General features: G+C 33.4%; 22 protein-coding genes. 8 read left to right on the plus strand and 14 right to left on the minus strand.

Annotated elements, in window-relative coordinates:
* Positions 1-548 precede the first annotated feature (548 nt).
* The 6 genes from H3T54_RS04285 to murA all read right to left on the minus strand — a co-directional run bounded on the left by H3T54_RS04285 (position 549) and on the right by murA (position 6,038).
* Complete coding sequence (locus tag H3T54_RS04285) at positions 549-1,619, minus strand: acyltransferase (RefSeq protein ID WP_198201618.1); 1,071 nt, start codon at positions 1,617-1,619, stop codon at positions 549-551.
* A 151-nt stretch (positions 1,620-1,770) separates the two neighbouring features.
* Complete coding sequence (locus H3T54_RS04290; protein ID WP_110447043.1) at positions 1,771-2,022, minus strand: GNAT family N-acetyltransferase; 252 nt, start codon at positions 2,020-2,022, stop codon at positions 1,771-1,773.
* 169 nt (positions 2,023-2,191) lie between these two features.
* A complete protein-coding gene (gene pfkA / locus H3T54_RS04295; protein ID WP_198221155.1) occupies positions 2,192-3,154 on the minus strand; it encodes a 6-phosphofructokinase in 963 nt (320 codons plus the stop codon).
* A gap of 93 nt (positions 3,155-3,247) precedes the next feature.
* On the minus strand, positions 3,248-4,144 hold the full coding sequence (locus H3T54_RS04300; RefSeq protein ID WP_086364378.1) for a cation diffusion facilitator family transporter: 897 nt from the start codon (positions 4,142-4,144) through the stop codon (positions 3,248-3,250).
* 11 nt (positions 4,145-4,155) lie between these two features.
* The gene (locus H3T54_RS04305; protein WP_198221157.1) at positions 4,156-4,731 is read right to left on the minus strand and encodes a DJ-1 family glyoxalase III; all 576 of its coding nucleotides are present in this window, start codon (positions 4,729-4,731) and stop codon (positions 4,156-4,158) included.
* A gap of 53 nt (positions 4,732-4,784) precedes the next feature.
* Positions 4,785-6,038 (minus strand): UDP-N-acetylglucosamine 1-carboxyvinyltransferase, encoded by a 1,254-nt coding sequence (gene murA / locus H3T54_RS04310; RefSeq protein ID WP_198221159.1) that lies wholly within the window; start codon positions 6,036-6,038, stop codon positions 4,785-4,787.
* A gap of 303 nt (positions 6,039-6,341) precedes the next feature.
* On the opposite strand from murA, the gene H3T54_RS04315 reads away from it, so the two are divergent.
* From H3T54_RS04315 to can, 4 genes are all read left to right on the plus strand, one after another.
* Positions 6,342-6,539, plus strand: coding sequence for a YbdD/YjiX family protein (locus H3T54_RS04315; protein ID WP_034883017.1), 198 nt, complete (start codon positions 6,342-6,344; stop codon positions 6,537-6,539).
* Between the two features lie 17 nt (positions 6,540-6,556).
* Positions 6,557-7,591, plus strand: coding sequence for a GTP-binding protein (locus H3T54_RS04320; protein WP_198221161.1), 1,035 nt, complete (start codon positions 6,557-6,559; stop codon positions 7,589-7,591).
* A gap of 154 nt (positions 7,592-7,745) precedes the next feature.
* Complete coding sequence (locus H3T54_RS04325) at positions 7,746-8,804, plus strand: FAD-binding protein (RefSeq protein ID WP_110447038.1); 1,059 nt, start codon at positions 7,746-7,748, stop codon at positions 8,802-8,804.
* Positions 8,805-8,860: 56 nt separating this feature from the next.
* Entirely contained in the window at positions 8,861-9,520 is a 660-nt protein-coding gene (gene can, locus H3T54_RS04330) for a carbonate dehydratase (RefSeq protein WP_086321232.1), read from the plus strand.
* 2 nt (positions 9,521-9,522) lie between these two features.
* On the opposite strand, the gene nrdG is transcribed toward can, so the two are convergent.
* The 5 genes from nrdG to trxA all read right to left on the minus strand — a co-directional run bounded on the left by nrdG (position 9,523) and on the right by trxA (position 16,017).
* Complete coding sequence (gene nrdG / locus H3T54_RS04335; RefSeq protein ID WP_086359305.1) at positions 9,523-9,987, minus strand: anaerobic ribonucleoside-triphosphate reductase-activating protein; 465 nt, start codon at positions 9,985-9,987, stop codon at positions 9,523-9,525.
* 17 nt (positions 9,988-10,004) lie between these two features.
* A complete protein-coding gene (gene nrdD / locus H3T54_RS04340) occupies positions 10,005-12,140 on the minus strand; it encodes an anaerobic ribonucleoside-triphosphate reductase (protein WP_198221162.1) in 2,136 nt (711 codons plus the stop codon).
* Between the two features lie 375 nt (positions 12,141-12,515).
* Positions 12,516-13,931: an NADP-dependent phosphogluconate dehydrogenase gene (gene gndA, locus H3T54_RS04345; protein WP_198221164.1), complete on the minus strand. Its 1,416-nt coding sequence runs from the start codon at positions 13,929-13,931 to the stop codon at positions 12,516-12,518.
* A gap of 171 nt (positions 13,932-14,102) precedes the next feature.
* Positions 14,103-15,365 (minus strand): transcription termination factor Rho, encoded by a 1,263-nt coding sequence (gene rho / locus H3T54_RS04350; protein WP_065577819.1) that lies wholly within the window; start codon positions 15,363-15,365, stop codon positions 14,103-14,105.
* Positions 15,366-15,690: 325 nt separating this feature from the next.
* Positions 15,691-16,017: a thioredoxin TrxA gene (trxA, locus tag H3T54_RS04355; RefSeq protein ID WP_198201625.1), complete on the minus strand. Its 327-nt coding sequence runs from the start codon at positions 16,015-16,017 to the stop codon at positions 15,691-15,693.
* A 153-nt stretch (positions 16,018-16,170) separates the two neighbouring features.
* On the opposite strand from trxA, the gene rhlB reads away from it, so the two are divergent.
* Entirely contained in the window at positions 16,171-17,397 is a 1,227-nt protein-coding gene (rhlB, locus tag H3T54_RS04360; RefSeq protein WP_198221166.1) for an ATP-dependent RNA helicase RhlB, read from the plus strand.
* A 98-nt stretch (positions 17,398-17,495) separates the two neighbouring features.
* Here rhlB and H3T54_RS04365 read toward each other — a convergent pair whose 3' ends face one another.
* Complete coding sequence (locus tag H3T54_RS04365; protein WP_198201626.1) at positions 17,496-18,113, minus strand: TfoX/Sxy family DNA transformation protein; 618 nt, start codon at positions 18,111-18,113, stop codon at positions 17,496-17,498.
* Between the two features lie 337 nt (positions 18,114-18,450).
* Between H3T54_RS04365 and H3T54_RS04370 the strand changes: the two genes are divergently transcribed.
* Positions 18,451-19,092 (plus strand): hypothetical protein, encoded by a 642-nt coding sequence (locus tag H3T54_RS04370; protein WP_198201627.1) that lies wholly within the window; start codon positions 18,451-18,453, stop codon positions 19,090-19,092.
* Here the strand turns inward: H3T54_RS04370 and glnB are convergent.
* A complete protein-coding gene (glnB, locus tag H3T54_RS04375; RefSeq protein ID WP_065577823.1) occupies positions 19,085-19,423 on the minus strand; it encodes a nitrogen regulatory protein P-II in 339 nt (112 codons plus the stop codon). The two genes, H3T54_RS04370 and glnB, sit on opposite strands and share 8 nt — an antisense overlap.
* Positions 19,424-19,446: 23 nt before the next feature.
* The gene (locus H3T54_RS04380; protein WP_370527358.1) at positions 19,447-21,054 is read right to left on the minus strand and encodes an NAD+ synthase; all 1,608 of its coding nucleotides are present in this window, start codon (positions 21,052-21,054) and stop codon (positions 19,447-19,449) included.
* Positions 21,055-21,167: 113 nt separating this feature from the next.
* Between H3T54_RS04380 and aroB the strand changes: the two genes are divergently transcribed.
* The gene (gene aroB, locus H3T54_RS04385; RefSeq protein WP_110447030.1) at positions 21,168-22,247 is read left to right on the plus strand and encodes a 3-dehydroquinate synthase; all 1,080 of its coding nucleotides are present in this window, start codon (positions 21,168-21,170) and stop codon (positions 22,245-22,247) included.
* Positions 22,248-22,505: 258 nt separating this feature from the next.
* Positions 22,506-23,585, plus strand: coding sequence for a 3-deoxy-7-phosphoheptulonate synthase (locus H3T54_RS04390; RefSeq protein WP_198221170.1), 1,080 nt, complete (start codon positions 22,506-22,508; stop codon positions 23,583-23,585).
* Positions 23,586-23,634: the final 49 nt, after the last annotated feature.

Here is a 23,634-nt window from a genome sequence, read left to right on the forward strand (position 1 = left end):
TCAAACTCTTCAATTTAAAGTTTGATGCTCAATAACTGTCTCTGACATTATTCAAATGAATCTTCAGTGTCACTTATCAAGACTTAATTTTTTTAGTCCGTAGACTTTTAATTTTTCGTCTCGCAAGTGCCCACACAGATTGTCTGTTTCTTCTTTTTAAAGAGCTGACAGCTTTTTAATTTACTTCACAATTTCTTGTTTCAGTTTGCTGTCTCAAGGGCTGCGTATACTACGCTACACCTTTTCATTCGTCAAGATCTTTTTTTAAAATTTTTGATCTTGCTCACTAACACTGGTTTTGTCTGCTTGTCGCTGACGCCGTGTCAGTGGATGCGCATTATAGGCACTTCATTTTTTTTGGCAAGTGAAAAATTGCAATCACGATTCCGTTTGTTTTTTATTTGTTCAATACTCATATTGGTATATTTATAATATTTCCCCAGCAATTATTATAAACATAATAAAAAACAAAACTTTGCTATAAGTCACATTTTTCAACATCCAAAAAATAAAAAAACTATTTTTTCTCTTTCAATAGCAATTTTATTTTAACGATTACCGCCAATTAAATATTTTGCTTTATCTTTAAATACCCATTTTATCAGATTAGCTATAATGATACTTATCGTTAATGTAGATATTAAAAAGCTAATTGCACCAAGTGAAGCTAATTGTCCGTCATCAGTTCTAATTACATCTGCTATTGGTGAATTAAATACTTGTTGTTCCAAAAGTAACACGATAATTTCATGAATAAAGTAAATTGGAAAACTTATATTGGCCATATATGAAAAAAACTTATATGTTCTTCCATGTTCATTCTTATGGTTTAAACCATCTAAAAAATAAAGCGCTAAAATAAATAAAATAATTTTTTGTAATGTATCATAATAAAGTTTTTCAACACCTAAATAGTCAACATAACGATAAGCAAATGGAATACAAAAACATAAACCAAAAAAGAAAATTACTAGCAATAGATTATCTTTAACTAATTGCATAATTTTTTCATAATTCTGTTTTATCATCATACCCGTTAAATAAACCGGTCCATAATGCAACAAATTTAATAACGGCCGGGTATAATCAGGTTTAGTGAACATAACTACCCAAAACATTGATATCAGACCAATAACAATCAAACTTTTTTGAGACCAGGAATATAGTAAAGGACTGATTGCAAAAATCATGATAATCATCGGCATAAACCACAATGGTAACAGTTGCGTGCCAGTCAACATCATCTTGACAATAGAACCAAGCGCACTCGGTTCAGTAGATGAAAAAAAAGGTAAGCTAGATAAAGACTGATAGTGAAAGTATAAAAAACAGAATATTGATACTGATATATATGGACATACAACTGTTTTGAATTTAGATAAATAATATTCCTTTACCTTATATTTGTATGTTAAATGTTGAAATAAAAAACCCGCAATTAAAACAAAAAAAGTGGTGAAGTTAAAAGCAAATAAATTCAAAAAAGAAAATAAATAACTATTAGCGATTAAATTACTATTTTTAAAAACACCTAAGCAATGGCTAAAGACGATCATAATGATAGCTACGCCACGTAATACATGGATAGAGTGGATTTTTTGAGGTTTGACTGTTGCCATTTTAACACACTAAATTTAACGAAGAAAATTTAGCATACATTAGCATAAAATCTGCTAATAAAAACTAGGATTATTATAGAAAAACAATAAAATATTTCTTGACAAAAGCTGGAGAGGATTACAAAAGATCTATATATAAAACTGATTTTAATTAATTATTTAATTTATTTTTAGCAAACGAACATAAAGGTATAATTTCACGCTTTTCTTGCTGTAATTTTTTAACGACAAGTTCAAGTAACTTGTCTGCAATACCATGCCCTCGATAAGCAGGATCAGTATATGTATGATTAATCGTTGCCTTATCATCACCAATTCGAGTAAATGTCATTTCAGCTATTTCTTGATTATTATCATTACAAACATAAAAACGGTCATCTTCTTGCTTATATTGTAATGTCATAAAAACCTCAAATTTTTATCGAAATTAATGAACCATGACTAGAAAATTATAGAAATTTATTAATAAAAAAATCTTTATAAGATCAATAGGGTGGATAATTGATATATCTATTTAAAACCTTAATCTTATCAATTATCCACATCTTATTTGATTATTAATAGAGCAATTTTTAGAATAAACGTTTTGCAGTATTATAAAGATCCATATCAAATGGTCTTTTCATATTATTAATCGCATCGATAATATCATGATGCACTAATTTACCATTTTGGATGCCTACACAACGTCCAGCATGACCATTAATAAGTAATTCAACAGCATAAGCCCCCATGCGCGAACCTAAAATTCGGTCATAAGGTACTGGTGAACCACCACGTTGTACATGTCCCAAAATCGTTGCTCGAGTTTCATGATGAACAGCAGCTTCAATATCCTTTGCCAATTGGTTTACATCACACATATTTTCAGTCACAGTAACTATCGCATGTTTTTTACCTTTAGCAAAACCTAATTTTATCTCTTCAATTAAGTCTTCTTTAGTATAAGAAACCTCAGGGATAATCATAAACTCACAACCACCAGCAACTGCCGCATTTAGTGTCAAATCTCCGCAATCACGGCCCATGATTTCAATCACAGAAATTCTATGATGTGAAGAACAAGTATCTCTTAATCTATCGATAGATTCTACAGCAGTGCTTAGTGCAGTAAAATACCCAATAGTGTAGTCAGTCCCTCGAATATCGTTATCAATGGTACCAGGTAAACCGATACATGGAAAACCTTCTTCTGTTAAGCGCATAGCACCCATATAAGAGCCATCACCACCAATTACAACTAATGCATCAATTTGATGTTTCTTTAAATTAGCGATCGCTTTTTTTCTAACTTCTGGATCTTTAAATTCAGGAAATCTAGCTGATCCTAAGAATGTACCGCCACGAGTAATAATATCAGAAACGCTAGAACGATCTAACTGAACGATTCGATCTTCACACAGACCTAAATAACCATCATAAATGCCAAAAACATCTAATCCTTCAGTTAATGCGGTTCTCACAACACCTCGAATAGCTGCATTCATCCCTGGCGCATCACCACCACTGGTTAAAATACCTATTTTTTTTATCATACAAAATAACTCCAATATATAAACCTTCGGCTATTATAAGGTCATAATAATTAACTAACAATAAAAGTTTAGAGGCTATTTTGATTAGTTTATCTACTTATTCATTTCTAAGGGGACAACAGAAACAGGATCTTGATGAATAATCACTGTTGCAGGCGCAAATTCTTGAGCAATATGTTTTTCAACTGCATCAGCGACAGCATGCGCTTTGATTAAAGGCATATCATCGTCTAATTCAAGATGCAATTGTATAAATTTTAATGGCCCAGCTTGTCGAGTTTTCAGATCATGAAAACCATGTACATTTGAGTATGAAGTAACAATTTCACTAATTTTTTGGTTATCACTTTCTGGTAAGGCTTTATCTAATAAGTCTTGAATTGCACTATAAGCTATTTGATAAGCATTATAAAAAATATATAGCGCAATAAAAAAGGCAAAACAGGCATCAGCATAAGTAATACCATACCAACTTAAAAAGAGAGCCACAATAACCGCAATATTCATAAACATATCAGAAGAATAGTGCAACATATCAGCTTCAATTGCTTTGCTTTTAGTCTGTTTTATTACATGTTTTTGGTATAAAACTAATACCCCTGTCACAATAACTGAAATCACAGAGACAGCAATACCTAATAAAGGTGAAGCTATTGCTTCTGGATGAATAATAGATTTAATACTTGAAAGTAATAAAATAGTTGCAGAACCAATAATAAAGGTGCTTTGTGCTAATGCAGCCAACGATTCGGCTTTTCCGTGACCAAAAGTATGATCATCATCAGCCGGTTTTAATGCATAACGAACTAAGAAAAAGTTAAGTCCAGATGCCAATAAATCAATACTCGAATCTAAAAGAGAGGCAAATAAACTCATCGAGCCAGTAAACCAGCACGTAAGTAATTTTATAATAATTAGGAAAACAGAAATTAAAACGGCACTTAATGTAGCCCTTTTAATTAACTTTTCGTACAAATGTGATTTTGACATTTGTTACCTATTTATTGGTAGGATGCGATTCCTTGTGGTAGAACTAGCTGTGCAGCAACTTGAGCTGCAGCCTTTTTATCTAATAGAATTTCAATAATTTTCAATGCAAAATCAATAGACGTTGCAGGACCTTGACTGGTAATGACTCTATTTTGTGCATCAAAATAAACTCTATCCGATTTCCAATGTTTAAAAGCATCTCTCGTTTCTGGATAACCGGTCATATATGCATCTGGAAATAAATTATGATGTTGCAGAACCATTGCCGGAGATGCACAAATAGCAGCAATTATATTGCCAGCTTGATGTGCTTGTTTTAATTTTTCAATTAATTGTTGGGAGTCGCGAAAGTTTTCCGCTCCTTTTAATCCACCAGGTAAAATAATCACATCAAATTCAAGATTATTAACTTCTGAAAATACCTTTTGGGCTAAGATTGTTACTCCACGAGAACATTTAATTTGTCTATCTTCGGTTATGCTAGCGTAAGTGACATTTATTCCGGCTCGAGTTAATAGGTCAATAGTTGTGACTGCTTCGGTTTCCTCACAGCCATTTGATAAAAATACTAATGCTTGCTTTGTCATGTTATACTCCTTTTTATCTAATAGCTGTGTTTAAACAGCGTCAAAAATTAAAACTATTTTACTCGTTCGATATTAGCGCCCAATTTTCTAAGCTTCTCTTCAATATTATCATATCCACGGTCAATATGGTAAATACGATCAACAACTGTCGAACCTTCAGCGATACATCCAGCTAAAACTAAACTTGCTGAAGCTCGTAAATCAGTCGCCATAACTTGAGTACCACTAAGTTTTTCGACTCCATGAGTAATTAATGTATTACCTTCGATTTCACCATGCGCCCCCATACGAATAAGCTCTGGCACATGCATAAAGCGATTTTCAAAAATTGTTTCTTTGATAATTCCAGTTCCTTCTGCCACCATATTTAATAATGAAAACTGGGCTTGCATATCCGTTGGGAATCCCGGATGTGGTGCAGTATGAATATTTACAGCTTTTGCTCGTTTGCCTTGCATATCTAAACAGATCCAATCATCACCTGTTTCAATATTAGCACCAGCTTCCTTCAATTTTGATAGCACAGCATCTAATAAATTTGGATCAGTTTTACGACAAGTTATTTTACCTCTTGAAATAGCGGCCGCAACCAAAAATGTTCCTGTTTCAATACGATCAGAAACAACCTCGTGTACACCACCACCCAGACTATTAACACCTTCAATTTCAATACGCATAGTGCCAACACCAGTAATTTTAGCGCCCAGCATATTTAAGAATTTTGCGGTATCAACAATTTCAGGCTCACAAGCTGCATTTTCTATTATAGTTTTACCTTCAGCTAAGGTTGCTGCGCACATAATTGTTACTGTCGCCCCAACACTCACCTTATCCATAACAATATGAGCACCTTTTAAACGGCCATTAACTGTTGCTTTAACATATCCTTCATCTAAAGTGATTGTCGCACCTAACTGTTGTAAACCAGTAATATGCAAATCTACAGGTCTTGCTCCTATTGCACATCCACCCGGTAATGAAACTTGCCCTTGCCCAAATCGAGCAACCAATGGACCTAAAGCCCAAATTGATGCTCTCATGGTTTTGACGAGTTCATAAGGTGCACAATAATTGTCAATTTGGCCAGCATCAAGATGAATAGAACCGTTACGTTGGTATTTCACGCCTAATTGCGCAAGCAATTCGAGTGTTGTATCGATATCTTTTAATTTGGGAACATTTTGCAGCTCAACTGGTTTTTCTGCCAAAATTGCAGCAAATAAAATAGGTAGCGCAGCATTTTTAGCGCCAGAAATGACAACTTCACCATTTAAAGAAGTAGGGCCAGTAACGTGAAACTTTTCCATTGTTAACTCTTATTCATTTTAAATGGTCGTTATTATAGAAGTTATTTATCAATAGATAAATGAATTTTGCCAAAATATAATGACTAATTTATCTTCACTAAAACAACTCAACACAATTTCAAGGATTTGATATACCTCTTTTATTTTTCCTAAATTTTATTTAATAATTTAGATTAAAATTATTGTTAATCAGAGATTGACTCACTTCACATCGACATTTATAGTGAGATTGATATCTTTGAAAATATCAACTGTTTAAAAATAAAATAATTTTAACTGCTTTGTTTAATAAAAGAGATAAATATGTTTGACTCAATCGCTAAAGCTGGAAAATATTTAGGTCAAGCAGCCAAACTAATGGTTGGAATTCCCGATTACGATACGTATGTACAACATATGAAACTAACTCATCCAGAACAAACGCCAATGACTTATGAAGAGTTTTTTAAAGAACGACAAGATGCTCGTTATAGTGGTAAAGGTGGCTTTAAGTGTTGTTAAATAGAAAGGAATAGTTTATGACACAAGATATTAGTACTTCCTTATTACCAGTCACCTTATTAACTGGTTTTCTCGGCTCAGGAAAAACAACACTCATCAATTACCTGCTTGAAAATAATCACAATGAAAAAATAATGATTATTGAAAATGAATTTGGTCCAGTAAATCTTGATAGCAACTTACTTACACCGAATCAGGATATTCAAATTGTTGAAATGACCAATGGTTGCATTTGTTGTACTGTGCAAGGAGAATTGACCAAAGCTCTCCATCAATTGCACACAGAAAGACAAGCTGGTAAATTGCAATTTGATAGACTTATTATTGAAACCACTGGGCTTGCCGACCCGGCACCTATTATTCAAACTTTTTTTATTGATGAGCTAATTAGAGAAACCATTAGGCTAGATGCAATTATTACGATTGTTGATTCTCAACATATTTTGCAACATTTAAATGAACATCGAGTTGCTGTTTCTCAAATTGGTTTTGCCGATCGTATTATTTTATCTAAAACCGACTGCATCACCGAACAACAACAAATTGAAATTCTAAATCGCATTCAGAAAATTAATAGTAAAGCAACTATCTATCAAGCGATTAATGGTAAAATTGCAAAATCACAATGGTTAGATATCCATGCTTTTGATTTAGATGAGGAATTAGTTCTTAATAAAGGTTTTTTTATTGTTAATCCGTCCAAACAGTTAGAAACTATTTTTAAAATAATTCCATATCAAACCTCATCCTGGAATGATGATATCTGTTCCTATCTTTTTGAAGCTGGAGAACTTGATCTTAAAAAGATTGGCTCATTTATGGAAAATCTAGTTGAAAAATATGGCAATGATATGCTCCGCTATAAAGGAATACTTGCAATTAAAGACAATAACCAAAGGCTCATTGTTCAAGGAGTCCATAAAATTGTCGGTTTTGATTACGGTTCTCCATGGCAACAAGCTTCCGAAAAAATATCTCGCTTAGTTGTGATTAGTCGAACTTTACCATTTGATGAGTTAAATAAGGAATTTTTACAGACGGTAGCAAATTAACTGATCACAATTAATTAAAATCGACTAAAAAACCCCTTTCCTCAAAATTTTTTAGTAAAATCGACTAAATCTTCGATTTTACTATTAACTGCCTTTTTATCGAATATGGTAAAATGGTCAGCTTTCAACCAAATAAAACAGATAACACAAGAATATGGATTACGATATTGCCATCATTGGACTTGGACCTGCCGGTAGCACGCTCGCTCGGTTACTTAGCCCATCTTTTAAGATCATTGCATTAGATAAAAAACATCAAGCTGGTGATGAAGGTTTTCAAAAACCATGTGGTGGCTTATTGGCTAATGATGCACAAAAAGCGTTTGTAAGACAAAAGCTGAATTTACCATTGGATATATTAACTGATCCGCAAATTTTCAGCGTAAAAACCATCGATCTGCAAACGAAACTGATCCGTAATTATCAACGCAGTTATGTCAGTTTTGATCGACATAAATTCGACCTATGGTTAAAGTCGCTTATACCAAATAGTGTCAATGTGTTACATGATACGCTATGCAAAGAAATCAGAAGAGTCATTGATGGATATCAAGTCACTTATATTGATGAAAATAAAATTGAACATAAGATTACCGCTAGATATGTAGTTGGAGCTGATGGCGCAAATTCAGTTGTTCGACGTATGCGCTATCCTAATCATTCTATTAGACAATATGTTGCTATCCAACAATGGTTTACAGACAACCATAAAATTCCTTTTTATTCTTGTATTTTTGATAATAAAACCACAAATTGTTATGCGTGGAGCATTTCCAAAAATAAACATTTCATTTTTGGTGGAGCCTTCCCTAAAAAGACAGCCAATCAACATTTCGAGTTATTAAAAGAAAAATTAGCTCAACAAGGTTTTATTTTTGGCGAACCTTTAAAAACCGAAAAGTGTCTTGTTGTTTACCCAAATCGATTCCGAGATTTTTATACTGGTAATGAAAATATATTTTTAATTGGTGAAGCAGCTGGTTTTATTAGTGCTAGCTCGCTAGAAGGTATCAGTTATGCACTTGATAGCGCTGAAATTCTTAGCAAAATATTAAATAGTGGCGTAGCAAAACCTAATAAACATTATTATCAAAAAACAATGCCTTTACGCTTTAAACTATATAGCAAAATTATTAAAGCAAAAATTCTTACTACGCCAATATGGCGAAAGTTAATAATGAAAAGTAAAATTCAGCATATAAAAACAATTTAGTTAATACAAAATTAGCAAATGTTTCTAACAATGAAATATAACAAGGAATAGACATTATGTTTGATGTTAGCGATCTTATTCGCTTTAATCACGAATGGTCAGAAAAAATAGAACAAGAAGATCCTGATTTTTTTAAACAGCTTGCCGTTGCTCAGAACCCAAAATTTTTATGGATTGGCTGTTCTGATAGTCGAGTGCCCGCTGAAAAATTGATTAAATTAAAACCCGGAGAATTATTTGTTCACCGTAATGTTGGTAATTTGGTTATCCATACCGATCTTAACTGTTTATCTGTCGTGCAATATGCCGTTGATGTACTTGAGATAGAAGATATTATCATTTGTGGACACTTAGGTTGTGGTGGAATTAAAGCTGCAGTCGAAAACCCCGATCTAGGTCTAATTAACAATTGGTTACTACATATTCGCGACTTATGGTTCCGTTATAGTTCTTTAATCGGTGAGTTTCCTGCCGATATTCGTTTAGATATTTTATGTGAGCTTAATGTTATTGAACAAGTTTATAATCTAGGACATTCAACCGTTATTCAATCCGCATGGCAAAGAGGCAAAAAAGTTAATTTACATGGTTGGGTTTATGGGATTGATAATGGCAAGATTACTGACTTACATATTACATCATCAAGTAGTGAAAACCTTGAAATCAATTATCGAGAAGCAATTTCTTATCTGTTAAATTTGCATAAATCACAATAATTTTACTTAAATCGATGGATAATTTGATTACTGCTGCCTCGCCATAATAGTTTGGGATCAGCCAGTTCTTGCACAAATTTTCCATCAATCAAAACATCTATATAGGGAACTACAGCTTGTTGAGCATCGGTTAATTCATCAAGCTTATAGCCTGTCCATAACCAAATATCTTTATTATCACACTCATTTTTTACTCGTTTGACCAGTTTTAAAATGGCAGGGACATTTTGTGGGTGCAAAGGATCACCACCAGAAAGCGATAATCCTTGGCGTTTTATTTCAGTATCTTGTAAATCTTTAATAATTTGATCTTCAAGTGATTGTGTAAATGGCTTACCAGAGTTTATTCCCCATGTGCTTTTGTTATAACAGCCAGGACATTGATGTATACAGCCTGCAACAAAAAGTGCACAACGAGTCCCTTCACCATTAACCACATCAACAGGATAATAACGATGATAATTCATAATGATAAAATAATTTATTAGCCTATTTGCCCATTATCTAAATGTTTAACTCGGCGTTTGACTTCTTCTTGTTTACCTGCATTAAATGGACGAGCATCGGGACTGCCTAAATATCCACAAACACGACGAGTAACAGAAACTTTAGCTGAATCATGATTACCACAGCTAGGACAAACAAAACCTTTGCTAGTACATGAAAATTCACCGGTATAACCACATTCATAACATTCATCAATTGGCGTATTGGTACCATAATAAGGTACACGCGTATAGCTGTAGTCCCACACATCTTCTAATGCTTTAACATTATTAATCATGTTAGGGTATTCGCCATAACAGATGAAACCACCGCTTGCTACTGCTGGATAAGGTTTTTCAAATTCGATTTTTTCATATGGATTCACTTTTTTCTCAACATCAAGGTGGAAACTATTAGTATAATAACCTTTATCTGTTACTCCAGGAATAATACCAAATTCAGAAGTATCTAAACGACAGAATCGATCGCATAAGTTTTCACTCGGTGTACTATATAAACTAAATCCATAACCAGTCTCTTTTTTCCATTGCTCAACCGCTTTAGCTAAATGTTCAACGATTGCTATACCTTTATTACGTAAGGTTTCACTATCGAATGGATGAGTTTGGTTACCATAAAGTGCATTTAAAGTTTCATGCAGACCAATATAACCTAAAGAAATTGATGCACGGCCATTTTTAAAGATTTCAGAAACATTGTCATCTTCTTTTAAGCGAACACCACAAGCACCTTCCATATATAAAATAGGAGCAACACGAGCTTTGACACCATCGAGACGAGCAATACGAGTCATCAATGCCTTTTTACAAAGTGTTAAACGTTTGTCTAAAATTTCCCAGAAACGAGTTTCATCACCTTTAGCTTCAATGGCGATACGAGGTAAGTTAAGACTAATGACACCTAAATTATTCCGTCCATCATGAATTTGTTGACCATCTTCTTCATAAACACCTAAAAAGCTACGACATCCCATTGGCGTTTTAAATGATCCAGTTACTTCAACAACTTTATCGTAGTTTAAAATATCTGGATACATACGTTTACTTGCACACTCTAACGCTAACTGTTTAATATCATAATTAGCATCACCTTGTTTGTGATTAATACCATCTTTAATGGCAAACACTAATTTAGGGAATACCGCAGTTTTATGATTTTTACCTAACCCTTTTATACGCACTTTTAAAATTGATTCTTGAATTAACCGTGATTCCCAACTTGTTCCTAAACCAAACCCAAATGTAACAAATGGAGTTTGTCCATTAGCCGTATGTAAAGTATTTACTTCATATTCTAGAGATTGAAATGCATCATAACACTCTTTTTGGGTACGACTTTCTGCATAAGCCTCTGGATTTGGGATATTCCATTCTTCAGCAACTTGCTTATGTTTTTGATAACTAATAGTGACAAATTTTGCTAAAATTTCATCAATACGATTAATGGTGGTGCCACCATAAATATGACTAGCGACTTGCGCAATAATTTGAGCTGTTACTGCTGTTGCTGTTGCAATAGATTTTGGCGGTTCAATTTCAGCATTACCCATTTTAAAACCATTAGTTAACATGCCATCTAAATCAATTAGCATACAGTTAAACATTGGGAAAAATGGGGCATAATCAAGGTCATGATAATGTATTTCACCACAATCATGAGCACGTGAAATATCCTTTGGTAATAAATATTGTTTCGCATAATGTCGAGCAACAATACCTGCTAATAAATCACGTTGAGTGGGAATAACTTTACTATCTTTATTCGCATTTTCATTCAAAATAGCGACATTACTTTGTTCTATTAGCCCACGAATATCTTGATTTAAACGGCTACGCTCTTCACGAGCACGATCGCGATCATGTCGATATTCAATATAGGTTCTCGCTAATTTTTTATAAGGGCCTGACATTAGTTGATTTTCAACAACATTTTGAATCTCATTAATATCGACACTTTCACGATCCATCATTTGATTAGTCACCACGCGAGCTACCGCTGCACAATAATCTGGATCATTAACATTAGCCGCAACAGCTGCTCTTATAATAGCATCCTTAATACGAGTCTCATTAAATGCAGTCTGACAACCATCACGTTTGATTACTACGGGCATATATACTCCTCAATATTCATTAATAGTTAGCGCTTAGCATGAGTTTTTATCGACCTTAATAGTTAATGTACTTATTCAATACTATTGATTTTTTATTAAAATATGAGGCTTTTTGATATAAACTCGGATTTTCACATCGCTTTAGAAAACACTATATGTAGTAAATATATTTGAATTATACACCATATGTTGTGCTTTACTAGTTTTTTAAAAAAATAATTTACTTGACAAAGCAAACGCCAATAATCACAAGTCTTTCGGCGAATAGCATTAAAAAAATTTGAATAAATAGGATATAAAAGATGGATAAATTTTGTTAGAGTGCAAATTAATTTTGCACTCTTATATAAGAACAAGTATAGGTATTAATCAAAATTAAGATTCAATATTTAACCAATCAGTATGGAACACACCTTCTTTATCGATTCGTTTATAAGTGTGTGCACCAAAATAATCTCGTTGAGCTTGAATCAAATTAGCGGGCAATACTGCTGAACGATAACTGTCATAATATGCGATTGCAGCTGACAGTGTAGGAACAGCAATACCTTGCGAAACAGCTAAACAGATTACATCACGCAATGATTGTTGATAGGCTTCAACAGTTTTAGAAAAATATGGCGCTAAAAGTAAGTTATCAATATTATTATTTTCACTATAAGCATCAGTAATTTTTTGTAAAAATTGTGCGCGAATAATACAACCTGCTCTAAAAATCTTAGCAATTTCGCCATAATTTAGTTGCCAGTTATAATGTTCTGATGCAGCCTTTAATTGAGCAAACCCTTGTGCGTAAGAGATAATTTTCCCCATATAAAGCGCTTTACGAACTTTTTCAATTAACGCTTGCTGATCCCCTCTAAATTCCTCTTTACTAGGCCCTTTTAGTACTTTTGATGCTGCAACACGTTGATCTTTAATCGCTGAAATATAACGTGCGAAAACTGATTCAGTAATTAAAGATAATGGTTCACCTAAATCTAATGCACTTTGGCTTGTCCATTTGCCAGTACCTTTATTGCCTGCCGCATCCAGAATCTTATCAACCAAATAATCGCCATTTTCATCTTTATATTTAAAGATATCTGCGGTAATTTCGGTTAAATAACTATCTAACTCGCCTTTATTCCAATCGGAAAAAACGTCAGAAAGTTCATCATTAGTTAATCCACCTACATGTTTTAACACACTATAGCTTTCAGCGATTAGTTGCATATCACCATATTCAATACCGTTGTGAGCCATTTTAACATAATGTCCGGCTCCATCAGGACCTATATAAGCTACACAAGGTTCCCCATTTGCTTTTGCTGCAATTTTTTCTAAAATTGGTGCAACAAGTTCATAAGCTTCTTTTTGACCGCCAGGCATAATTGATGGCCCTTTTAGTGCGCCTTCTTCACCACCTGAAACACCTGTTCCGATAAAATTAAAGCCTTCATCAGATAACATTTTATTACGACGAATTGTATCCTCAAAATAAGCATTACCACCATCAATAATAATATCACCTTTATCTAACAAGGGTCTGAGTTCATCAATGACAGCATCAGTGCCTTTACCTGCTTGCACCATAATTAGGATACGGCGAGGTTTTTCTAAAGAATTAACAAAATCTTCAATACTATAATAAGGAACCAATCGTTTATCAGAATGTTCTGCTATAACCTCTTCTGTTTTGTCTCTAGAGCGATTGTAGATTGATACTGAAAATCCACGACTTTCAATATTCAGTGCTAGGTTTCGCCCCATAACGGCCATTCCGATGACACCGATTTGTTGTTTAGACATAATTTGGCTCCTTTACTTGATTTAATCTTTATAACCTTATAAGGTTTGATATTACTGCATTAACACAATTATTTAGTCATAATTAGATTACATTCTGCCATAAAAAAGCCGTATCAATACTTAATACGGCTTTTTTCATAACTTTAATTAAACTGCTTTAAATAAAACAAATTATGAGCGTTTCATCATTTCAAAAAACTCGTCATTGGTTTTAGTCATGGCAAGTTTATCGATTAAAAACTCCATTGCGTCAATTTCGCCCATTGGATTGAGAATTTTACGTAAAATCCACATTTTCTGTAATTCGTCTGGAGAAGTCATTAAATCTTCTTTACGAGTACCTGAGCGATTAAAGTCAATAGCAGGAAATACACGGCGTTCAGCAATTTTACGCGATAAATGTACTTCCATATTACCAGTACCTTTAAATTCTTCGTAAATAACTTCATCCATTTTAGAACCGGTATCAATTAGAGCCGTCGCTATAATGGTTAAACTACCACCTTCTTCCACATTACGTGCAGCACCGAAAAAGCGCTTAGGACGATGTAAGGCATTAGCATCAACACCACCAGTTAATACTTTGCCTGATGATGGAATAACAGTATTGTATGCACGCGCTAAACGAGTAATTGAGTCTAATAAAATAATGACATCTTTTTTGTGCTCAACCAAACGTTTTGCACGTTCTATTACCATTTCGGCAACTTGAACATGTCTTGCCGCTGGTTCATCAAACGTTGAAGCCACGACCTCACCTTTAACTAGGCGTTGCATTTCAGTCACTTCTTCTGGTCGCTCATCGATCATCAATACGACTAATTCACACTCAGGGTGATTAACTGCTAAACTTTGAGCAATGTTTTGTAGTAACATGGTTTTACCCGCTTTAGGTGGCGCAACAATCAAACCACGTTGACCTTTACCGATTGGAGAGGCTAAATCAAGTACTCTTGCAGTAATATCTTCGGTTGAGCCATTGCCACGTTCCATACGTAAGCGAGAATTTGGATGTAGAGGAGTTAAGTTTTCAAAAAGGATCTTATTGCGAGCATCTTCAGGTTTATCGTGGTTAACTTCATTTACTTTTAATAAAGCAAAATAACGCTCGCCTTCTTTTGGCGGTCTAATTTTACCGGCTATAGTATCGCCAGTTCTTAAATTAAAGCGCCTAATTTGACTTGGTGAAACATATATATCATCAGGCCCTGCTAAATAAGAACTATCAGCAGAACGCAAAAAGCCAAAACCATCTTGCAAAATCTCCAGAACACCGTCGCCAAAAATATCTTCACCACTTTTAGCATGCTGTTTTAAGATTGCAAAGATAATATCTTGTTTTCTAAGACGGGCAAGATTTTCAAGCCCCATTTTTTTCTCACCAAGCGCTACAAGCTCGGCAACAGATGTGTTTTTTAATTCAGTTAAATTCATAGTTTTAAAAATTCTTGAGGATAAAATTGATATGTTTGCAATTACTGCTTTTGTTGTATATTTCTTTCATTTACTTCTAAAAATTTCTCTTTCTAGCAATGTATAAAATTAATTATTACTTAGCTTTTGATGATAATTACGCGATTGGATATTGAATTTCACCACTTTATCAAGAAAAACAATGGATTGCTGAAAGGGGTTTCTGTAAGAATTTTAGCAATTTACACTAAAATTATAAGGCTGTCTATATTTTTAATTATATTTTATGGAAATAAAAATAATAAGCGCCATTATAAACGCTTATTATTTATATTTATTGAACAAATTAAAGTTGTGGATCGATAAATGCTTTAAGTTGTGCTTTTGATAATGCACCCACTTGAGTAGCTACTACTTCACCATTTTTAAAAATTAATAATGTTGGAATACCACGAATACCAAATTTTGGCGCTATATTTGGATTTTGTTCTACGTTTAATTTAGCAATAATAATTTTATCACCATACTCTTGAGCGATTTCCTCTAAAATAGGGGCAACCATTTTACAAGGTCCACACCATTCAGCCCAAAAATCAACTAATACAGGTTTTGTTGATTCGTTAATTGTATTATCAAATGTAGCTTCAGAAAGTGAAACAATGCTATGACTCATTTAATTATCTCCTAAGGAATTTATCTGAAATTATATTAGGATATTTTCATATCTACTGCTAGTAATTATTATAATAGGATATAATTATTAGTGAAGTTGTTATATTTAGTATGTTACAATTGCCGAATTCTGATAATTATACTTTAAACAATAATGATTCAATCATATCTTACAAAAACAACTTTCAATCAATTTCCCCTGCATCCATTAGTTATAAAAGCATTGGAGAAAAAAGGTTTCGTTTACTGTACCCCAATTCAAGAACAAACATTACCATTAACCTCAAAAGGAATTGACATTGCAGGACAAGGACAAACTGGTACGGGTAAAACGATTGCGTTTTTGGCTTCAACATTTAATCATTTATTGAATAATGATCCATTAGCCGATCATAAGCCGAATCAGCCACGAGCTATCATTATTGCACCAACACGTGAATTAGTGGTACAAATTTATCATGATGCACAAACGCTTTCAGAACAAACTGGCCTCAAATTAGGTTTAGCTTATGGAGGTGATGGTTATGATAAACAATTAAAAATGTTGTCTACTGGTGTTGATATATTAATTGCTACCACTGGTCGACTAATTGATTATGCAAAACAAGATTATATTAACTTAGAGGCAATTCAGGTTGCCGTTCTTGATGAAGCAGATCGTATGTTTGATTTAGGTTTTATCCGTGATATTCGTTGGATATTTAAACATATGACATCGCCTAAAAAACGCCTCACTATGTTATTTTCTGCAACTTTAACTCATAATGTTCGTGAGCTTGCTTTTGAATATATGAATGAGCCACAATATATTGAAGTTGAACCTGAACAAAAAATTGGTCATAGAATTAAAGAAGAACTATTTTTCCCATCAAATGAGGATAAATTAGCTTTACTACAAACTTTAATTGAAGAAGAATGGCCAGATCGCTGTATTGTATTTGCAAATACTAAAGTTGCTTGTGAGAAAATTTGGCGCCATTTAGTGGCTGACGGTCATCGTGTCGGCTTATTGACGGGTGATATAGCACAAAAAAAACGTTTATCTATTCTTGATAAATTCACTCAAGGTGATCTTGATATATTAGTTGCAACGGATGTTGCTGCACGAGGTTTACATATTCCAAATGTAACTCACGTTTTTAATTATGATCTGCCTGATGATTGTGATGATTATCGACATCGAATTGGTCGTACTGGCCGTGCTGGAGCTGAAGGTTATTCAATTTCATTAGCTTGTGAGCGTTACTCTCAAAACCTACCAGCTATTGAAAAAGCAATTGATCACGCTATTCCGGTTAGTCAATATGATCCTCAAGCATTACTTACAGATCTACCGACACCAAGACCTTTCAAAAGAACAACTCGTAGAAAGCCATCATAACAAGGTAGCTGCTATCTGCTTAAATAAGAGTTAACTCATTACCATCATTAAGTTAATAACTTTAATGATGGTATTGAACTTATAAGATAAACAGACAACTAATCAATATGTTGCTTAGTTTGCAAAAACTCCTGATAAGCTAATTTTATTTCTTTTTTTAATTCTTGAGATAATAATGCCATATGTTGGCCAGATAATGCGCCATATAACCCAAATAAAATATTAAGTGAAAGTTTCGGATTCTTATGCTTAATTCGGTAATAAGTTTCCAAATAACCTATTCTTTTAAAGCTCTGAATATCAGTAATATCAACACTTATCATTAGTTTTTCTAAGGATACCGTCATATTCGGTAATGCTTTTAAACGATTTTGTGTTTTTGCTAATTTTTCGTTTTGATCTTGTTTAGCATACTCAATAACTATTTTCACAATATCATGTAACTTCTTACGATCTGTCAACAGATCGTCACCAACTTTATAATAATCAAGTAATTTATTTGAACCATCAAAAACTAAATTAAGAGGCTTCATCCCTAGATCAATAAAAAGAGATCGATAATTAGGATGAGCTCTTAAATAAAAATTTTTTTGATCAACCCACCCAAACATAGTTGACTCACTATTAAGACTAAATCCGCCAAAAAACGATCTTATCGAAACGTCTTTAAAACCAGAAAACTCTTGTTTTATTTTTTCCGCTAATTTTCTACGCATAATAAGTTCCTTTTTAACTTACTCGTTTAAGTAATTTTAGTGGGAGTGTTTTTATGTTAAACTATAGCAATTTCTTTGATATTTAAATGATTATTTGATATAAATTGATAAATATGGGATCTGCCTTCCATAAATGAACATTAATAATATTTATACTTGATTAATTATATTTTTTTGTTCTAAAAAATTATGACTTTTTTAATCGTTTAAATTTGCAGCATCTCTTAATATTTCTTTAAAAAAGAAAAGCTGTTTTTACATTGTTATTATGTTGTAATAATTATACAATCAATAATAGTTAATTTAATGGTAGATATTTTTGTCAAGATGAATCAACATGTTTAAAAACGTTTTTATATTACTGTTTTTGTTTCTTGCATCAACCGCATCAGCCGACAAATTAGCTCTGATAGAAGCATTAACATCTTGTAATCCTGATTTTTTTAAACATGTATATGATTACAAAGATGAGCTAAAAAATCACACTAACGTTGAAACTTTTAATCAGAACCAAGCCTATATTCCGGTTGAAAACCGTAGTGATCCGACAAAAAACTTCATCTATTTTCAAAGCCCTATCGCATATAAAAATCTTAAGCTTATTGGTTACTATGATAGTGCTATGGATTTAAAAAAAATGGGGAAATATTATTTTTGGGGTTTCATTATTGAAAATGATATCAACCAAATCCGCGATAGCTTAGATTTTTTAGAATGGAAAAATATGGAAGATAACCTACTCTATATCGCTAATCCAAAAATTCGAAGTATTAATGATGATATTCAAGTTTGGCATAAAAATACCGGCTCTGTTGTTGGTGTAAAAACAATTCCCGCACCAAATACAACTGAAAAATTATTATTAATTGAAAAAGGTGAGAATATGCATCTTTTGATTTGTTCAATTCAAGGCGTTGTTACTAATAATCTACTTAAGCAAGAACGCCCTGATATTTATGCAAATAAAGTTATTAAATAGCCGATTCATCCATCTCGCCAGTACGAATACGAATCACCTGTTCTACGTTATAAACGAATATTTTACCATCACCAATTTTACCTGTTTGCGCTGTTTTCATGATAGTTTCAATACAGGTTTCTAAAATATCATCAGGTACAACAAGTTCTATTTTTACTTTAGGTAAAAAATCAACCATATATTCTGCACCACGATAAAGTTCAGTATGTCCTTTTTGACGGCCAAAACCTTTCACTTCAGTCACTGTCATACCTGTAATACCTTGATCAGCGAGTGCTTCTCGAATATCATCTAATTTAAAAGGTTTGATGATTGCCTCAATTTTTTTCATATCTCTTTACCCTTAATTCGAGATTACCAATTCTTAAATCCAAAAGCAGAAGTAATTGGATAGCGTCTGCCTTTACCAAAGTTACGAGCAGTAATTTTTGGACCTACTGCTGATTGTCGTCTTTTATATTCATTAATATCAACTAATCTAATAACACGTCTTATTGTCTCTTCATCATAACCTTGTGCAACTAGTTGTTCAATCGAAAAATCCTGTTCAACATAACCCTTTAATATTCCATCTAAAATATCATAAGGTGGTAAGCTATCTTCATCTTTTTGATCTGGAGCAAGCTCAGCTGATGGCGGGCGAGTAATCACACGTTCTGGAATAACATAAGAGCGACTATTTCGATATTTAGACAATGCAAATACCATAGTTTTAGGTACATCTTTAAGTACATCAAAACCACCAGCCATATCACCATAAAGTGTTGCATATCCGACAGACATTTCACTTTTATTACCTGTTGTTAATACTAGCCTACGACGTTTATTTGACAAAGCCATTAAAATAACACCCCGACAACGTGCTTGTAAGTTTTCTTCGGTAGTATCTTTTGCTGTACCTAAAAACATCGGTGTTAAAGAGGTCATAAAGGCATCAAACATCGGTTCAATTGAAATAATATCAAATTCAACCCCCAATATTTCCGCCTCTTCCTTTGCATCAGCGATACTAATATCAGCCGTATAACGAAATGGCATCATAACAGCCTGTACTTTATCTTTACCCAACGCATCAACCGCAATAGCTAAAGTTAACGCTGAATCAATACCACCTGATAACCCTAATACCGCACCTTGGAAACCATTTTTAGTAATATAATCACGCGTTGCAAGTACTAACGCATCATAAACAGCCGCTAATGGATCGTCTTTAAGGCTAGGTATTGGTTTATAATTATCATTGAGCAGAAAAATAGAAATTTGCTCTTCAAACGAATTTAATCGATGGACGATATCACCCTTCTCGTTACAGACAAATGAACTACCATCAAAAACAAGCTCATCTTGACCACCAATTTGATTCACATACACAATTGGTAATCCGGTTCTTACTGCATGTTGTTTAATAAGTTCTTGACGATACTGCGGTTTTTCATAAGCATACGGTGAAGCATTAATCGAAATAACCAAGTCGGCACTGTTTGCTGCAATTCGATCAATCGGTTCACATTGCCAAAGATCTTCACAGATTAATAAGCCAACTTTTTTACCTTTAAAATCAACCACACAAGTTTGCTCACCAGCAGCAAAATAGCGTTTTTCATCAAATACATCATAATTAGGTAATTGCTGTTTGTGATAACACGCTAATTGTTGTCCATCGAAAAATAGTGACAATGAGTTATAAACCAAACCATTTTGCCAATGAGGATGACCAACAATTACTCCACATTGTCGACTAGCTTGTTTGATGGCCGATAGCGCATGTTGGCAACGATTTTTAAAGTCATCACGATAAATTAGATCTTCTGGAGGATAACCACAAATTGCAAGTTCAGAGAAAATAATAAGATCATGAGATGAATGGCGTTGCATCAATTCAATGATTTGCTGAGTATTACCTTCAATATCACCTACACGCCAATTTTTTTGTGCTAATACGAAAGATAAGGACATATAAATTCAACATTACAGATAAAAATTGGCAGTAAGTTTAAATGATTCTAAGTTGCGCTGCCACTTTTTTATCGTTAACATGCAATATTAAATTGGCATAAACTTGTTGGGAAATAATTATGCAAAAGATCCTAAATGTAGCATTAGAAAATCGCAGTTACCCTATTACTATTGGCGAAAACTTACTTAGTCAATTCGAACATTTCAAACTACACAGCGGCCAGCGAGTACTTATTGCCACAAATGACACAATTGCTCCGCTTTATCTACAGCATTTGATAGATATGTTTGAAGCTCATGGGATAAAAACAGATTTTGTTATAGTCCCTGATGGTGAACAATATAAAACCATGGAAACATGGAATCAAATTCTAACCGCTCTACTTGCCAACAATCATACTCGAAATAGCATCCTTATAGCGTTAGGTGGAGGTGTTATTGGTGATGTCGCTGGTTTTGCTGCTTCAGCTTATCAACGAGGAATTAAATTTATACAAGTACCAACAACATTATTATCACAAGTAGATTCATCCGTTGGAGGAAAAACAGCTATTAATCATCCTCTTGGTAAAAATATGATTGGTGCATTTTATCAACCACAAGCTGTTGTCATTGATATTAATTGTCTTAAAACTCTGCCACCACGAGAGCTTTCAGCCGGTTTGGCCGAAGTAATTAAATATGGCATCATTATGGATTCTGAGTTTTTTAACTGGTTAGAAACACATATCGATGATCTACTTAATTTAGACGTAGATGCCTTGAGTTATTGTATTTATCACTGCTGTAAACTAAAAGCACAAGTCGTTGCTGCCGATGAAACAGAACAAGACATGCGTGCTATTTTGAATCTTGGTCATACTTATGGTCATGCTATTGAAGCGGAACTTGGTTATGGTAATTGGTTACATGGTGAAGCAGTTAGTGTTGGTATGTTAATGGCGGCACAAACAGCTAAATTACTTGGTAAGTTAACAGATAAAGATATTCAACGAATAAAAAATTTATTAATTAAAGCTAAACTACCAGTTAAAAGACCGGAACAAATGACAATTGAATCCTATATTCCACATATGCTACGAGATAAAAAAGTTCTGTCAGGACAAATTAGATTGGTCTTACCAACTAAAATAGGTGCAGTTGAAGTCATTGATGTTGTAGATAAACAATTGATATTAGAAGCAATCTCATCTATTTAAATTCTTCTTTTTTACATAACCTGCCATATTCAATATACGGATGCATACAATTCTCTCACCGCATCCGTATATATTTATTTACATTCATGCAAGTTTAATCATGAATTTTTGTAAACATTAATTTACATGCCATCAATTAATCTAACAATATGTTAATTTTTTATTTACTATTCCGTAATTTTGTGTTTACATATTGCCTGTTTATGTAATTAATATTTTACATATAAAAATATGAATGATTTTAACAAGGAAAACCAAATGTTAAAAGACACACTAAATAATGTTCGAATCAGAGATGAGCATATGTTAATCACACCAGAAGAAATAAAAAAACTTTATCCATTATCATCTGAATTAGAAAATGAAATTGCTTCATCCCGACAAACCATTGTTGATATTTTAGAACGTCGAGATCACCGATTACTTATAGTTTGTGGTCCTTGTTCTATTCATGATCCTGATGCAGCTATTGAATATGCACATAAACTAAAAAAACTTTCTGATGAAGTGAAAGATAACTTATTTATTGTTATGCGAGTTTATTTTGAAAAACCAAGAACTACTGTTGGTTGGAAAGGTATGATTAATGACCCGCATATGGATAGCTCGTTTGATATTGAACATGGCTTAAAAAAAGCACGTAAATTGTTACTTGATATCACTAAGATTGGATTACCAATTGCAACAGAAGCATTAGATCCAAACACACCGCAATACATTGGTGATTTAATTAGCTGGTCAGCTATTGGAGCGAGAACAACTGAATCACAAACCCATCGAGAAATGGCTTCTGGCCTATCAATGCCTGTTGGTTTCAAAAATGGTACAGATGGGAGTTTAGACGTAGCAATTAATGCAATGAAATCAGCTTCAATGGCGCATCGATTTGTTGGTATTAATCAAAAAGGGCAAGTTACAGTATTACAAACTTTAGGTAATCCGCACGGTCACGTGATTCTAAGAGGCGGAAAAACACCTAATTATGATGCTGAAAATGTTGCTTTATGTGAACAGCAAATGGATAAGGCTAAATTAGTCCCTAACTTAATGATAGATTGTAGTCATGCTAATTCCAACAAAGATTACCGCAATCAACCTATCGTTGCAGACTCGATTATTGAGCAAATTAAGCAAGGCAATAACTCAATTATTGGAGTAATGATAGAGAGTAATTTATTTGAAGGTAATCAATCATCTGAACAACCAAAAGAAAATTTCAAATATGGAGTATCTGTTACTGATGCTTGTATTAACTTTGAAACGACTGAGCAATTATTGCGAAGAATGGATAGTGATTTAGCTAAACCACTACTTAGTCGACAAAAGCAGACTATCTAAATTTAGACTATTTTCTATAACATTAAGTAAATTCGCCGACCTCTGGTCG

The organism is Gilliamella sp. B14384G10 (assembly GCF_016101685.1).
GTDB classification, from domain to species: Bacteria; Pseudomonadota; Gammaproteobacteria; order Enterobacterales; family Orbaceae; genus Gilliamella; species Gilliamella apis_A.

Bases quoted from the DNA above. Each gene is read 5' to 3' on its own strand.
- H3T54_RS04285 (WP_198201618.1), bottom strand. From the start codon at position 1,619: ATGGCAACAGTCAAACCTCAAAAAATCCACTCTATCCATGTATTACGT.
- H3T54_RS04290 (WP_110447043.1), bottom strand. From the start codon at position 2,022: ATGACATTACAATATAAGCAAGAAGATGACCGTTTTTATGTTTGTAAT.
- pfkA (WP_198221155.1), bottom strand. From the start codon at position 3,154: ATGATAAAAAAAATAGGTATTTTAACCAGTGGTGGTGATGCGCCAGGG.
- H3T54_RS04300 (WP_086364378.1), bottom strand. From the start codon at position 4,144: ATGTCAAAATCACATTTGTACGAAAAGTTAATTAAAAGGGCTACATTA.
- H3T54_RS04305 (WP_198221157.1), bottom strand. From the start codon at position 4,731: ATGACAAAGCAAGCATTAGTATTTTTATCAAATGGCTGTGAGGAAACC.
- murA (WP_198221159.1), bottom strand. From the start codon at position 6,038: ATGGAAAAGTTTCACGTTACTGGCCCTACTTCTTTAAATGGTGAAGTT.
- H3T54_RS04315 (WP_034883017.1), top strand. From the start codon at position 6,342: ATGTTTGACTCAATCGCTAAAGCTGGAAAATATTTAGGTCAAGCAGCC.
- H3T54_RS04320 (WP_198221161.1), top strand. From the start codon at position 6,557: ATGACACAAGATATTAGTACTTCCTTATTACCAGTCACCTTATTAACT.
- H3T54_RS04325 (WP_110447038.1), top strand. From the start codon at position 7,746: ATGGATTACGATATTGCCATCATTGGACTTGGACCTGCCGGTAGCACG.
- can (WP_086321232.1), top strand. From the start codon at position 8,861: ATGTTTGATGTTAGCGATCTTATTCGCTTTAATCACGAATGGTCAGAA.
- nrdG (WP_086359305.1), bottom strand. From the start codon at position 9,987: ATGAATTATCATCGTTATTATCCTGTTGATGTGGTTAATGGTGAAGGG.
- nrdD (WP_198221162.1), bottom strand. From the start codon at position 12,140: ATGCCCGTAGTAATCAAACGTGATGGTTGTCAGACTGCATTTAATGAG.
- gndA (WP_198221164.1), bottom strand. From the start codon at position 13,931: ATGTCTAAACAACAAATCGGTGTCATCGGAATGGCCGTTATGGGGCGA.
- rho (WP_065577819.1), bottom strand. From the start codon at position 15,365: ATGAATTTAACTGAATTAAAAAACACATCTGTTGCCGAGCTTGTAGCG.
- trxA (WP_198201625.1), bottom strand. From the start codon at position 16,017: ATGAGTCATAGCATTGTTTCACTTTCTGAAGCTACATTTGATAATACA.
- rhlB (WP_198221166.1), top strand. From the start codon at position 16,171: ATGATTCAATCATATCTTACAAAAACAACTTTCAATCAATTTCCCCTG.
- H3T54_RS04365 (WP_198201626.1), bottom strand. From the start codon at position 18,113: ATGCGTAGAAAATTAGCGGAAAAAATAAAACAAGAGTTTTCTGGTTTT.
- H3T54_RS04370 (WP_198201627.1), top strand. From the start codon at position 18,451: ATGTTTAAAAACGTTTTTATATTACTGTTTTTGTTTCTTGCATCAACC.
- glnB (WP_065577823.1), bottom strand. From the start codon at position 19,423: ATGAAAAAAATTGAGGCAATCATCAAACCTTTTAAATTAGATGATATT.
- aroB (WP_110447030.1), top strand. From the start codon at position 21,168: ATGCAAAAGATCCTAAATGTAGCATTAGAAAATCGCAGTTACCCTATT.
- H3T54_RS04390 (WP_198221170.1), top strand. From the start codon at position 22,506: ATGTTAAAAGACACACTAAATAATGTTCGAATCAGAGATGAGCATATG.